This window comes from Draconibacterium halophilum (assembly GCF_010448835.1).
GTDB lineage: Bacteria > Bacteroidota > Bacteroidia > Bacteroidales > Prolixibacteraceae > Draconibacterium > Draconibacterium halophilum.
This window is the reverse complement of record NZ_CP048409.1, coordinates 3,832,532-3,844,904: the sequence shown is the minus strand read 5'-3', so window position 1 is coordinate 3,844,904 and position 12,373 is coordinate 3,832,532. Positions and strand designations below refer to the sequence as shown.

At 40.3% G+C, this 12,373-nt stretch carries 11 protein-coding genes; 2 read left to right on the top strand and 9 right to left on the bottom strand.

Annotated features, from left to right (window positions below):
- Positions 1-89: 89 nt before the first annotated feature.
- Entirely contained in the window at positions 90-932 is an 843-nt protein-coding gene (locus G0Q07_RS15565) for an N-acetylmuramoyl-L-alanine amidase-like domain-containing protein (RefSeq protein WP_163347872.1), read from the bottom strand.
- 380 nt (positions 933-1,312) lie between these two features.
- Between G0Q07_RS15565 and G0Q07_RS15560 the strand changes: the two genes are divergently transcribed.
- Positions 1,313-2,002: a hypothetical protein gene (locus G0Q07_RS15560; RefSeq protein ID WP_163347870.1), complete on the top strand. Its 690-nt coding sequence runs from the start codon at positions 1,313-1,315 to the stop codon at positions 2,000-2,002.
- 70 nt (positions 2,003-2,072) lie between these two features.
- Here G0Q07_RS15560 and G0Q07_RS15555 read toward each other — a convergent pair whose 3' ends face one another.
- The 8 genes from G0Q07_RS15555 to G0Q07_RS15520 all read right to left on the bottom strand — a co-directional run bounded on the left by G0Q07_RS15555 (position 2,073) and on the right by G0Q07_RS15520 (position 9,235).
- Entirely contained in the window at positions 2,073-2,576 is a 504-nt protein-coding gene (locus G0Q07_RS15555) for an O-acetyl-ADP-ribose deacetylase (protein ID WP_163347868.1), read from the bottom strand.
- Between the two features lie 66 nt (positions 2,577-2,642).
- Positions 2,643-3,143: a hypothetical protein gene (locus tag G0Q07_RS15550; protein ID WP_163347865.1), complete on the bottom strand. Its 501-nt coding sequence runs from the start codon at positions 3,141-3,143 to the stop codon at positions 2,643-2,645.
- 45 nt (positions 3,144-3,188) lie between these two features.
- Positions 3,189-3,854 carry a C40 family peptidase gene (locus G0Q07_RS15545; RefSeq protein WP_163347863.1) on the bottom strand — a complete coding sequence of 222 codons (666 nt, stop codon included), beginning with the start codon at positions 3,852-3,854 and terminating at the stop codon, positions 3,189-3,191.
- Positions 3,855-4,174: 320 nt separating this feature from the next.
- A complete protein-coding gene (locus G0Q07_RS15540) occupies positions 4,175-4,909 on the bottom strand; it encodes an MIP/aquaporin family protein (protein ID WP_163347861.1) in 735 nt (244 codons plus the stop codon).
- A 61-nt stretch (positions 4,910-4,970) separates the two neighbouring features.
- Positions 4,971-6,530: a glycerol-3-phosphate dehydrogenase/oxidase gene (locus G0Q07_RS15535; protein WP_163347859.1), complete on the bottom strand. Its 1,560-nt coding sequence runs from the start codon at positions 6,528-6,530 to the stop codon at positions 4,971-4,973.
- Positions 6,531-6,555: 25 nt separating this feature from the next.
- Complete coding sequence (gene glpK / locus G0Q07_RS15530; RefSeq protein WP_163347856.1) at positions 6,556-8,058, bottom strand: glycerol kinase GlpK; 1,503 nt, start codon at positions 8,056-8,058, stop codon at positions 6,556-6,558.
- Positions 8,059-8,063: 5 nt separating this feature from the next.
- Positions 8,064-8,516: a PadR family transcriptional regulator gene (locus tag G0Q07_RS15525; RefSeq protein WP_203532570.1), complete on the bottom strand. Its 453-nt coding sequence runs from the start codon at positions 8,514-8,516 to the stop codon at positions 8,064-8,066.
- Between the two features lie 65 nt (positions 8,517-8,581).
- Complete coding sequence (locus G0Q07_RS15520; protein WP_163347848.1) at positions 8,582-9,235, bottom strand: carbohydrate-binding family 9-like protein; 654 nt, start codon at positions 9,233-9,235, stop codon at positions 8,582-8,584.
- Between the two features lie 164 nt (positions 9,236-9,399).
- On the opposite strand from G0Q07_RS15520, the gene G0Q07_RS15515 reads away from it, so the two are divergent.
- Positions 9,400-12,342 carry a DEAD/DEAH box helicase gene (locus G0Q07_RS15515; protein WP_163347846.1) on the top strand — a complete coding sequence of 981 codons (2,943 nt, stop codon included), beginning with the start codon at positions 9,400-9,402 and terminating at the stop codon, positions 12,340-12,342.
- Positions 12,343-12,373 lie beyond the last annotated feature (31 nt).

The window sequence follows — 12,373 nt, the reverse complement described above, 5'->3', positions numbered from 1 at the left end:
GTGATTTATTCAATCTGGTAAACAAAAAAAATATGTAATAGTTTTTGTTTACGAGAATAATAATTGAATGTTAGGCAATTTTTATTGAGTTACAAGGGGCGGGCAACCATTATTCCAGTAGCTGATTTTCGGTTTATAAGGTATTCCGAAAGCGTTTCTTTCGATAAGATTACTTTCTCGGCCTTCGACGAAGCATGCATGAAGAGGAGTGAATCATTCTTAAAAACAGCAATACCAACATGCGTTATATCCAGCCCATCAACATTGGTAGTGATGCCAAAAATATCACCATCTTTAAGTAAATGTTTTAGGGCTTCAAGCTTCTCTTTGGGGATATAATAAAGCTCGCTATTTGTTAGTTTGTGCTCTTGTTTGTTTATAGCTCCAATATAAACAGCATTGTTTTTCAGTGGTTTATAGCTGTCGGGATGGAGGCTCATGAAGTTTATCGTTTTATCGAATTCAATATTACTAATTGATTTTGATGCCGAACTAACCGTTTGTTTTTTGTCATTATCAATTATCCAATCGCTGAAATAATGCAAACGCGATGGGTAGCCGTTTATTTCTCCTCCGCGATAACGGATAAGTTGTAACTCATTTTTAAAATGTTTATACGATGGTTTTCGTGTTTTTGCAGTACGTGCTAATGCCAGGCAGTTTTCGGCAAAAGTGGTACAGTCGAGTTCACGCAAATTAACGATTAATTGCTCGGGTTCGGTTTCTAATGTATGGGCAACGTAAGGCGTGTTCATCAGTAATTTCCCCGTTTCAACAACGAGTTTTGCAGTTGATTTATCACTCTGCTTCTGTAGTTCAAAAAGAATTTTATTACAAATTTCTTCATCATTAAGCTTGGAGTAATTTTGCGCGGAAAGAAGGGAAAACCCAAAAAAGAGCACGTTAACAAACAGGAAAAACTTCTTTTTCATCTTCATACATTTTTTAGATGCTTAAAAATTAAAGGTATTATTTTTTTGTGTAAGTGGTAACATATTTGGTTTGAAGCAGCACTTTAAATCACCTCTATCAGGCGGAGTACAAACCAAATGGTTAAAAAAGTAACGCAACTGCAAAAAAAACGAATACAAAATGATTCAGATTTTAAAGTGGAATTTATTTTTCTTTTGGCGCATTGTGTGAATATAAGATTTAAACTATTCGGTTGATATACATTAAAAAATGGGTGTGAGGTTTAGCGTATTAACTGAGTTCGACTTTAAATATTTCCTCAGTTTAAAATTATTTAGATGTGTTGTTGAAACTGGTTAAATAATGATACTTTTAGAATCATCATTATTTAACCAGTTTCATGAAAAAAATAATGCCTGTGGTTATATTTCTTAATTTCTTTGCATACTTCTGCATGGGACAAATGTATTTAACCGACGTTGAGTTCGACAAGGTGGGATGCTTGCAAGTTGAGCATTATGTGCAGGGGCAAATAAAAAACAATAACGCAAAATTTTCGGATGTAAAACCATCACTGGAACCTACAGCCAGTACCATAGGATTTCGTTTTCATGAACGCGAATATGTCGTTAAAGACAGCCTCGCGAAAGTATGGTCGCACTATGTTCACACTAATCCGTCGATTGCGTGGAACGCATCTCGTTTCTCGTTCGGAATGTTATTTTCAAAAAGCAATAATCAGTTGATTTATCGAAACGGGCATGTTGATGGAATTGATCCCGGGCAAGTAATTTATTTAAACCTGAGTGTACTAAAAATTAAAAAGCTGGCTACTGCTTTTGAAATTACAACGGTTGATAACAAGGGAAAAGTAATTGAATTTAGTTATGTGGAAGACAATATAACACATGGCAAACAGCAATTGTCTTTTAGTCAAACCCGTAAAGGATTTACAAAAATTACGCATCGAACGTATTTTAAAAGTGAGTCGGTGTTGCGCGATCACTTTCTTTATCCTTATTTTCATACGCGCCTAACCAACACCTATCACCGGAATATGAAACATTTGCTTAAGGCAAAAGAGAATTAGTGTATCCATCATTAACAATTTGTCATTCTCTGCGGAATAAAGACGTTAATTGACGTGCGTTTATGTTGTTTTAAGCTAGCAGATTGTTATAAATGTTGTAATTTTCTTCGTCGAATACACAAAATATCACTTCCTCAATTCCCGAATTGTTATCAAGAAATTCTTTCACCGTTTTGGTAGCAATTTTTGCTGCCTCTTGTTTTGGGTAGCCATAAACGCCGGTGCTGATATTCGGAAAAGCAATTGTTTTTACATCGTTTTGCATCGCCACTTCCAAGCTTCGGCGGTAACACAATGCCAGTTTTTCGGCTTCGTTGTATTTTCCTCCGTTATAAACCGGACCAACGGTGTGGATCACAAATTTAGCGGGTAAATTATAACCTTTGGTAATTTTAGCATCGCCGGTTTCGCAACCGTTAAGTTGCCGGCTTTCGTTTAAAAGTTCGGGACCGGCAGCCCGCTGAATAGCTCCGTCAACTCCGCCACCCCCCAGCAACGATTTATTGGCTGCATTAACAATGGCGTCAACTTCAAGTTGGGTAATATCGCCCCGATGTAATCTAATTTTGCTCATAATTGTGGTTTATTTTCGTAGCAGTTATCAAGATACAAAGTTTCAATTATATCGGGGCAACTGGTATTAATCTTCAACCATAGCTTCAATATCTTCGTCCGATTCGGGAACAGCTATTGCTGCTGAACTTGCCCGAACTTCGTCGAAATTAAGTTTTTTGCGTGCGGCTTTAACCACCATGCCTATTACAAATTTGATGGCAAAATGCTCGGCTACTTCAGGGAGGTAAGGAATGTCGATTTTTTGATTGGCAAGGCGTGTTAATCGTCTCACGAGACGACGGGCTTCTTTTTTCGAAATACCATGATCGGTGCTACGGATAACATCGTAAAATTCGTTGGGCAGATGATCGTACAAAAAAGTATCGATTTTAAAAATCACTTTTACCAGTATCTTTTCTTCGCCGGTTTCTTTTATAAACGGAACATCGATTTTCTCGTTTAAACGAATGGCAAGGTCTTTAATCTCTGCTTCTTTCAGTTTGTAACGTTTTTTGGGTTCAGCATAAAAATCATCCAGAAGTGCTACAAATTCATCGGGTGTTAAGTCTGCTACTTTTGTTGTCATAATTTTTTGAATTTAGTGTTGAGTAAAATATTGGATGTTTAGCTTTTAAGCCTGGAACAGTGATTCCAGCAGGTCGCGGGTTTCGTTGTTGTAGATGCCGTTGATTTCGAGTTCCGGTAAGCGAGTTTGCAATTCTTTTACACCGTTTTCGGTTTTTGGTCCAAAATCGCCGTCGGAAGTTCCCACATTTATATTTAAAAGTTTCAGTGCATCCTGCAGCATCACAACAGCTGCGCCTTTACTCCCTTTTTGTAATAGCGGATCGGGAATAACCAGTTGCTGACGTGCCGCCAAACGCTGATAAGATAACACAGTATTTATGCGGTAAGCCGAAACCGAAACACGGTTGCCCTGGTTGCCACCAAGGCAATACACACGTTTTTTATCGGTTGAAACACCAAGGAAAAAGCCAACATGCCCTTTCCACGACTCGGGACTTTCGCGCCAGAAAACAACAACATCGCCCGGCTCGGGGTTGTTGGTTTTTACGCCAACATTTAACCACGAGCGAGCATTGGGCTTTTTCGTGTACTCCAATCCGGCTTCCATAGCCACCCAGTTAACAAAATTGCTACACCACGGAATTTCGTCGGTGGTAATGCCTGCAATGCCCGTTTCTTCGGCATATTTTAGTACTTCAGGATTGTGTTCCGAGCCAGTAATCTCTTCAGTTCCCAGCTCTGCGAAAGCTATTTTTAATAAATCTTCCATCATAATTTGTTTTATGCATTTTATTAATCAATGTTGTATTTTCTTCGGGTACTGTTTCAATGAATTTTTAATCCTAAAAGATAGAGGATCATCGTTACAGAGGAATGCCGTGAATATTGTTTCATGCGTCACTGGTTTGTATTTCTCCGGGTCACAACTTTGAGTCTGTAAATTAATTGAATATACAAGTTAAGAAATGGACCTATAAATAACAACTGATTGGTATTAATATATAGGATGAAAGGTACGGTGTACCTAAAAAAAAAGTCACTAACGAATGACTGTTAGTGACTTTTTTCCAGGATTGTGGAGAGCTTGCTCTAACAAAACCAAAATAGCCCGGCGGCAATAGCTGCGCCGGCAATTGGCCCTAAAATGGGGACCCACGAGTACGCCCAGTCTGAATCGCCTTTATTTGGTGCCTTTAACAAACTGTGAATGATGCGTGGTCCTAAATCGCGGGCAGGGTTTATTGCGTAACCTGTTGGGCCACCCAGGCTTAGCCCGATTGCTGTTACAAGAAGGGCAACAGGAAGTGCGCCGATGGAACCTAAGCCAACCTCGACAGTTTGAAATTGCAGGCTTTCAAATTTAATATCAGTGATGTAAAAGATTACAAAAATTAAAACAAATGTTCCGATGAGCTCGGTAACAAAATTATTTTTATAATTTCTGATAGCCGGTGTGGTGGCAAATACGCCCAAAAAACCTGCTTCATTCTTGTTTGCTTTAAAATGATCATGGTAGGAAAACCAGACAAGTATAGCGCCAAGCATGGCCCCAATAATTTCGCCGGCAATGTAAACTGGAACTTTGGGCCACGGGAACAGTCCGCCCATTGCTAGGCCAAGTGTTACCGCCGGATTTAAGTGGGCGCCGCTTATCGGGCCAGCCACAATTACTGCCATCATTACAGCGAGCCCCCAGCCCAGTGAAATTACAATCCATCCACCGTTATGGCCTTTAGTGTCTTTTAGTACTACATTAGCTACCACTCCGTTTCCCAGGAGTATCATAATCATTGTGGCAATGATTTCTGCTACAAATTCATTCATTTTAGTTATAGGTTTGTTTTTATATAATTCGGTACAGTTTAGTTTTATTGTTTAATAAACATTACAGGTAATATCCCTTTGCAAGTTTAGTAAATTCTTCAACTTGTTGATTAATCCAATCAGCATCTTTATCCAATTCGTCTGCCATTATTTTTGCTACTTTGGGGGCCATTTCTTCAGCAGCACGTGCATCAAGATATAAGGCTCTTACTCTTCGTGCTAAAACATCATCAACGGTCATTGCCATTTCTTTTTTACAAGCCCAAACTACCTCGGCAGCCGTAAAGTCCAAACGATCATGTAATTTTTCTCCCATTTTTGGGTCATTCTCAATCATTTCTTTAATGGCTTTTGCTTCCGATCCGTACACATAAAAATGATCATCAATATCAATATTTTTTGTGTAACCATGAATTGCCAGGTTTTCGGTTTGGCAAGGTATTTCCGGTAGTCCGGCGAGAATTACTGCGTTATTTATGGTGTCTTCACCCATTTTTCGGTAGGTAGTCCATTTCCCGCCTGTAATGGTTATAAGTCCTGATAAACTCACGATTACTTTATGACTGCGGGAAATTTCTTTTGTCTTTTTATCTTCTCCCTCGGGAGCTGCAAGGGGCCGCAAACCTGCAAAAATACTTCTTACATCGCTTCTTTCGGGAGTACGTGTTAGGTATCTTCCTGCAGTATTTAATATAAATTCAACCTCTTCTTCAAGTGCTCTTGGTTCCAAACTTGCTTCTTCAATAAGTGTATCCGTGGTTCCAACAACAACTTTCCCGCGCCACGGAACGGCAAATAGTACACGTCCGTCGTCGGTTTTTGGTATCATTACGGCATGGTCTCCTTTTAGAAATTCATGATCGAGCACCAGGTGAATACCCTGGCTGGGCACCACTTTTTTAGGCACTCCGGGTTCGTCCATTTGTAAAACCTCGTCGGTAAAAACACCTGTTGCATTTACCACTACTTTGGCTTGTATCTCAAATTCATCACCATCAATCATGTCTTTTGCTTTTACCCCGCAAATCATCCCTTCCTCGTCTTTTAGTAATCCGATAACTCTGGTGTAGTTAACCGCCACCCCATCGTAATCGATAACAGTTTGTGCAAGGTTAATCGAAAGCCTGGCATCATCAAATTGTCCGTCGTGATAGATAACACCACCTGTTAAGCCTTCTTCTTTAAGTGTTGGCAGGGCTTCCAGTGTCTCTTGTTTCGAGAGGTGAACGGAAGGGCCAAGCCCCAGCTTTCCGGCCATCATATCGTAAACTTTTAATCCGACGGTGTAAAACGGGCCTCCCCACCATTCATAGTTAGGAATAATAAACGATTGATTTTTAACCAGGTGAGGCGCATTTTGCCGCATTAACCCTCTTTCGCGTAATGCTTCAAGAACGAGCGAAATATCTCCCTGGGCAAGATAGCGAACTCCGCCGTGCACCAGTTTCGTACTTCGGCTGGATGTGCCTTTGGCAAAATCGGCTCCTTCAAGTAAGAGGGTTTTGTATTTTCGAGTGGCAGATTCGAGTGCTACTCCAAGACCGGAGGCACCACCACCAATTACAATAATGTCCCATTTTTTTTCCGCTTTTGCTTTGCGTAATTGCTTATGCCTTTTCATAATTTTCTATTTTTGAGAGATGTAATTATTCGTCATCATCATCAATCCACGCTTTGGCTTTTGTAAGTGCCTTTTGCCATTTGCGTATAGATTTATCCATTATCTCCTTTGAAATCTGTGGAGTAAATGTTTTGTCTTTCTCCCATTGCGATTGCAATTCATCCAGGTTTTGCCAATATCCAACTGCTAATCCGGCAAGATAAGCAGCGCCCAAAGCCGTGGTTTCCAGTTGACGTGGACGTATTACCGGAGATTGTAATGTTTCCGATTGGAACTGCAACAAAAGGTTATTGGCTGCTGCTCCGCCATCAACACGTAATTCTTTAATTTCGATACCTGAGTCGGCTTCCATTGCTTTCAGAACGTCCATTACCTGGAACGCAATTCCTTCTATTGTTGCTCGTGCAAAATGCCCGTTCGAAGTGCCACGGGTAATGCCAACAACAATGCCACGTGCATACTGATCCCAGTGAGGTGCACCAAGTCCGGTTAGGGCAGGAACAAAATAAACGCCTCCGTTATCCTCAACCGATAATGCCAATTCTTCAATTTCAGGAGCATTGTTTATTAAGCCCAACTGATCACGCATCCATTGAACTGCGGCTCCTGCAATAAAAATACTCCCCTCAAGTGCATACGATACTTTTCCATCGATTTTCCAGGCAATGGTAGTTACCAGGTTGTTTTCTGACAGGATCGCTTTTTCACCCGTATTGAGCAGCATAAAACAGCCTGTTCCGTACGTATTTTTTGCCATACCGGGATGAATGCATTGCTGACCAAACAGAGCTGCCTGCTGATCGCCGGCAATACCTGCAATTGGTATTTCGTGAGCAAATATGGTTGTTTTGGTGTGGCCCACTACTTCGCTTGATGCACAAACTTCTGGCAACATACTTTCCGGAATATCGAACAATTCCAACAGCTCTTTATCCCAGCAGCAATCTATTATATTGTACAATAAAGTTCTGCTTGCATTGGTAATATCAGTTACGTGTTTTTCGCCACGGGTAAGTTTCCAAATTAACCATGAATCCACCGTTCCAAAGGCGAGTTTTCCTGCTTCTGCTTTTTCACGCGCTCCTTTTACATTGTTCAGAATCCACTGCACCTTGGTTCCCGAGAAATAAGCATCAATTACCAATCCGGTTTTTTTGCGCAACATTTCCTGGTGGCCTTGTTCTTTTAAAGCATCACAATATTTTGCTGTTCTGCGGTCTTGCCAAACAATTGCATTATAAACAGGATCACCGGTTTCCTTGTCCCAAACAATGGTTGTTTCGCGTTGGTTGGTAATACCAATTGCCGCAATATTCTTTCCGTTAATGCCAATTTTAGTTATCGCCTCGGCTGCAACGGCTGCCTGCGACGACCATATTTCATTCGGATCGTGTTCTACCCAGCCCGGCTTCGGAAATATTTGTTCAAACTCTTTTTGAGCAACAGATTTTATTGCGCCATGCTCATCAAAAACAATTGCACGGGAACTGGTAGTACCCTGATCAAAAGCAAGGATAAATTTATTCATAAAGTTTACGGTTTTAAGTTTCTTATTTGTAACAATGAGCTGTCGATTAAATCGAAGTAGGCATTCATTTGTTGAATTTGTTCAGCTCCCTTATTGGTAATAGTGTAGTATTTTCTCGGAATTCCGGATTCGAGTTCATGCCAGCGCGAACTTAGCATACCATCTTTTTTTAGGCGATTTAGTAAGGGATAGAGTGTGCCTTCGGCAATTTCAATTGATGAGAGTTCGCGAATCATATCAATGAGTTCATATCCATAATAGGTCTTTTTCTCAAGGAAAAGCAAAATCATATATTCGATCAGCCCTTTCTTGATTTGTGACTTCCAGCGTATATTAAAATCTTGTCCTGCTTTATTATTAGTCATGCTTGTATTCAATGTATTCTCGGCTAATGTATTAACAAATACATAGTAATACAAGGTAAGTAGTAAAATAGAATACTGTTTTATAGCATGCATTATTGTGGAGAGAGCATACCACGGGCTGTTAATGGGATTTTCAAGAAATAGAAATTTGTTTTTTATTAGTCCTCGAAACTGATTTTTCCGAAAAACTCCGGACAGTGATAGTCAGGATTTTCAGTATCAATAGCATTCCAGGTTACAAAGTGCGGATCGGATGTTTCGTCGCCGCACTTGTAGAAATTGCCTGTTGCTTCCAGTCCATTTAAGTTTTCAATCTTATCAAAAGCAAAACATTGTGTCGGAATACAAATCATCATTTCCCAGGAAAAATCTCCCGACTTTTCGGCGAATGGCTGCTTGCCTAAACTCGATTCGATATCGATTTGCTTTAACGTTTCTGGTAGAATTGGGGTGCGGTTTCCACGGCCGGGACCATAACCTACATGGGGTGTGCCGATGCAGTTGAACTCAAAATTGTAATAGTTAGTTCCGTCTAGCGAGATAAAAAACTCAACGGTACTGTCTTTATATACATCGCCGTTTATTTCGGTTTCCTGCGCCAAAATATTTTTCTCCTGAACGTAAAATTTCAGCCATATTTCATTGCCGGTATGTGCAATTCTGAATAGAACACCCGGTATGTATGGAAAAGCATTTTTCCAATTTAGAATGTTAATGGCTTCAAGATCAGTATGTTTTTCCAGAAGTTTTGCAGCCTCCAGAATAGAAATGGGAGACGCTGTTTTGATTTTATTTACGGTCAGATTTTTCATAATATAAGTTTTACATCTGCAAAGATGTTATTTTTATTTAAACTTAATTGCTGAAATATCTCAAGCAACCGCACAGCTTTTATATATTTGAGGTTCTTTTATTATAACCGGTAAGCCGCGCCACGACATTAAATTTTGTGTGTATCTTTTTTTTGAAGCAGTAAATGGACCGATTTGAATTTATAATAGCTTTAACCGAGCACCGTTATCTGGGACTGGTTTTTCAACCTTTTTTAATTGAAAAGAAGGAGCGTTTTTATTCAGTGGTACGATTGGTAAAACCGCACGACCTGAATGATTCGGAATACACTTTTAAACCCTACGAAAAAGAACTAATTCAGCTTATTGAAAAATACAGCGATGAGGTACTGACCAAAAAATTTTCGCGTGCTGGCAATGTGTCCGATTTTTTTGCTTCGTTGCGCCCCGGCTATTTTGAAAAACAGGTAACACCCTTTATCGAGAAATGTATGATGAAGGTGTGTTCCATTTTGATGCTCAGTCCGGTACGATTGTTTCGTAAAGAGGCAAAATATTCGAATCTGTACGACGAGGACGAATTAAAAGTACCACCGTTTTTTGCCCGCCCCGAATATGAATTCGAACGCACCGAATCGCAAACCCGTTATAAGCTCCGCATATTTCTTGATGAAAAAGAAATGCTATTAACAGCGCGATCGGTGGAAGTAGTAACCAACGATCCTTGTTTGTTAATTTACCAAAATCAGTTGGTCGCGTTTGAAAAGCTGAATGCCAAGAAACTGATGCCTTTTTTCGAGAAAGATTATGTTACTGTGCCCAACACTATAGAGGATAAATACTACTCCGGGTTTGTATTAAAAACCGTACGCGATTACGACGTAAAAGCCAAAGGATTTGAAGTTATTCATGCTTCTACCGGTAGAAAAGCAGTGTTGTCGCTCGAAAATAATTTGCAGTACCGGCCGTGTTTGGTTTTGAATTTCGAATATGGAGACGAAAAATTCCTTCCTGATTCTGACCGTGAAATGGCGGTGAGTGTAAAAAAGCAAAACGGCACGTTTGTCTATTATAAAACTACACGCGATTTGGCCTGGGAAAAGGCAATTTTAAAAGTCGTTAAAAGGACGGGCCTAAAGGAGGATAACGGATCGTATACCTTAAATGGTGTTTCGTTGCTCGAGCCGCAGAATGCCCTCTATTTTTTTGTGAACTGGCTAAATGAGAAACGACCACAACTGGAAGAAAAAGGTATTGAGATAAAGCAGCAACAACTGGAAAAGAAGTTTTATACAGGCCATCAGAAGCTGGAATTGAAAACCCAGACAAAAGGCGACTGGTTTGATGTTTATGCAGTGGTTAAGTTTGGCGAATTTAGCATCCCTTTTATTCAGCTGAAAAAGTACATTTTAAACGACATCAGGGAGTTTGAATTGCCAAACGGAGAAATTGCCGTATTACCCGAAGAATGGTTTGCTCGCTACAAAGGACTACTGCCTTTTGGCAAACAGCAGGGAGAGCACATCAAATTTGAAAAGCATCATTTTACATTGCTGCAAAATTCAATTCAGGAAGTTGACAAAGATGTAAAACAGAAATATGCGAAACTGGTAAATGCCGAAAAGGAGAGTCCGGTGTTGCCTGCGAATTTAAGAGCCACCCTGCGAAATTACCAGGAAGAAGGTTTTAACTGGATGTACGGTTTGTATCGTAACGGACTGGGAGGTTGCCTGGCCGATGATATGGGATTGGGAAAAACCCTGCAAACACTTACGCTTTTATTGAAGCTGAAACGTTTGAAACAGGAAATTAAAATTCATGATCCTGTTGATGTAAGTGGACAACGCGATCTTTTTGCTGGCGAATCGAAATCGGATGTGGTTCTACAACCGGCCAGTTTAATTGTGGTGCCTACCTCGCTGGTGCACAATTGGAGTAACGAGATCAGGAAATTTACGCCGGCGCTAAAAGTTTACCAACATGTAGGAACGCAACGTAAAAAGGCCGAAGAACTTGATAAAATTGCTTCTTACTACGATGTTATAATTACCACATACGGCACGGTTCGTAACGACATTGACAAGTTGCGGACGACTGAATTCTTTTACCTGATTTTAGATGAAAGCCAGTCGATAAAAAATTCCAGCTCGAAAACTTACAAGGCGGTAATGGATGTTAAAGCCCGCTATAAACTGGTAATTACCGGAACACCAATCGAAAATTCACTGTCGGATTTATGGTCGCAAATGAATTTCCTAAACCCCGGAATGTTGGGGAACCTGGCATTTTTTAGACGAACTTTTATTACGCCCATCGAGAAACATGCCAACGAAGAGCAAATGGAAAAACTACAATTGATGATCCGTCCGTTTGTTTTGCGTCGTAAAAAAGTTGAAGTGGCAAAAGACCTTCCTCCGTTGATGGAGGAAATAAGGGTTTGCCCGATGGTGAGCGGGCAAGAAAAATTGTACGAGCAGGAGAAATCGGTAATTAGAAATACTATTTTGTCGACAATTGAAAAAGAGGGACTCAAGAAATCGCAGTTTGTGGTTTTACAGGGCCTCACCAAATTGCGTCAATTGGCTAATCACCCGTCGCTGGCAGATGATGGAAATCTTGAGCGATCGGGTAAATTCGATGAGATTTTTAGGATGTTAAGCAACCTTGTGGCCGAGAAACACAAGGTACTGGTATTCTCGTCGTTTGTAACGCATCTCGAATTATTGGAGAATAAAATAGCAGAGGAAAAGTGGAAATACAGCAAATTAACGGGGCAAACTACCAAACGCGAAAAAGTTATAAAAGCATTTCAGGAAGATGAAGATAACCGGATATTCCTGATTTCGTTAAAGGCCGGTGGAGTGGGGTTGAATCTTATCGAGGCCGATTATGTTTTTATTATCGATCCGTGGTGGAACCCGGCAGCCGAAAACCAGGCAATTAACCGTGCTCACCGCATTGGGCAGGATAAGCACGTTTTTGTGTATCGTTTTATCACCGAGAATTCAATAGAAGAAAAAATTCAAAAGCTGAAAGACCGCAAAAGCTCGCTGGCCGATAAGTTTATCAACTCCAATAATCCGTTTGAGCAAGTTACGCAGGAAGAAATTGTGGAGTTGTTTAACTAGCAGTAAGGAAAAGGCACAAAGCAAAGGTGGA

Coding starts and splice junctions, on each gene's coding strand:
- G0Q07_RS15560 (WP_163347870.1), top strand. CDS start 1,313: ATGAAAAAAATAATGCCTGTGGTTATATTTCTTAATTTCTTTGCATAC.
- glpK (WP_163347856.1), bottom strand. CDS start 8,058: ATGAATAAATTTATCCTTGCTTTTGATCAGGGTACTACCAGTTCCCGT.
- G0Q07_RS15550 (WP_163347865.1), bottom strand. CDS start 3,143: ATGACAACAAAAGTAGCAGACTTAACACCCGATGAATTTGTAGCACTT.
- G0Q07_RS15525 (WP_203532570.1), bottom strand. CDS start 8,516: ATGCATGCTATAAAACAGTATTCTATTTTACTACTTACCTTGTATTAC.
- G0Q07_RS15555 (WP_163347868.1), bottom strand. CDS start 2,576: ATGAGCAAAATTAGATTACATCGGGGCGATATTACCCAACTTGAAGTT.
- G0Q07_RS15540 (WP_163347861.1), bottom strand. CDS start 4,909: ATGAATGAATTTGTAGCAGAAATCATTGCCACAATGATTATGATACTC.
- G0Q07_RS15520 (WP_163347848.1), bottom strand. CDS start 9,235: ATGAAAAATCTGACCGTAAATAAAATCAAAACAGCGTCTCCCATTTCT.
- G0Q07_RS15515 (WP_163347846.1), top strand. CDS start 9,400: ATGGACCGATTTGAATTTATAATAGCTTTAACCGAGCACCGTTATCTG.
- G0Q07_RS15535 (WP_163347859.1), bottom strand. CDS start 6,530: ATGAAAAGGCATAAGCAATTACGCAAAGCAAAAGCGGAAAAAAAATGG.
- G0Q07_RS15545 (WP_163347863.1), bottom strand. CDS start 3,854: ATGGAAGATTTATTAAAAATAGCTTTCGCAGAGCTGGGAACTGAAGAG.
- G0Q07_RS15565 (WP_163347872.1), bottom strand. CDS start 932: ATGAAAAAGAAGTTTTTCCTGTTTGTTAACGTGCTCTTTTTTGGGTTT.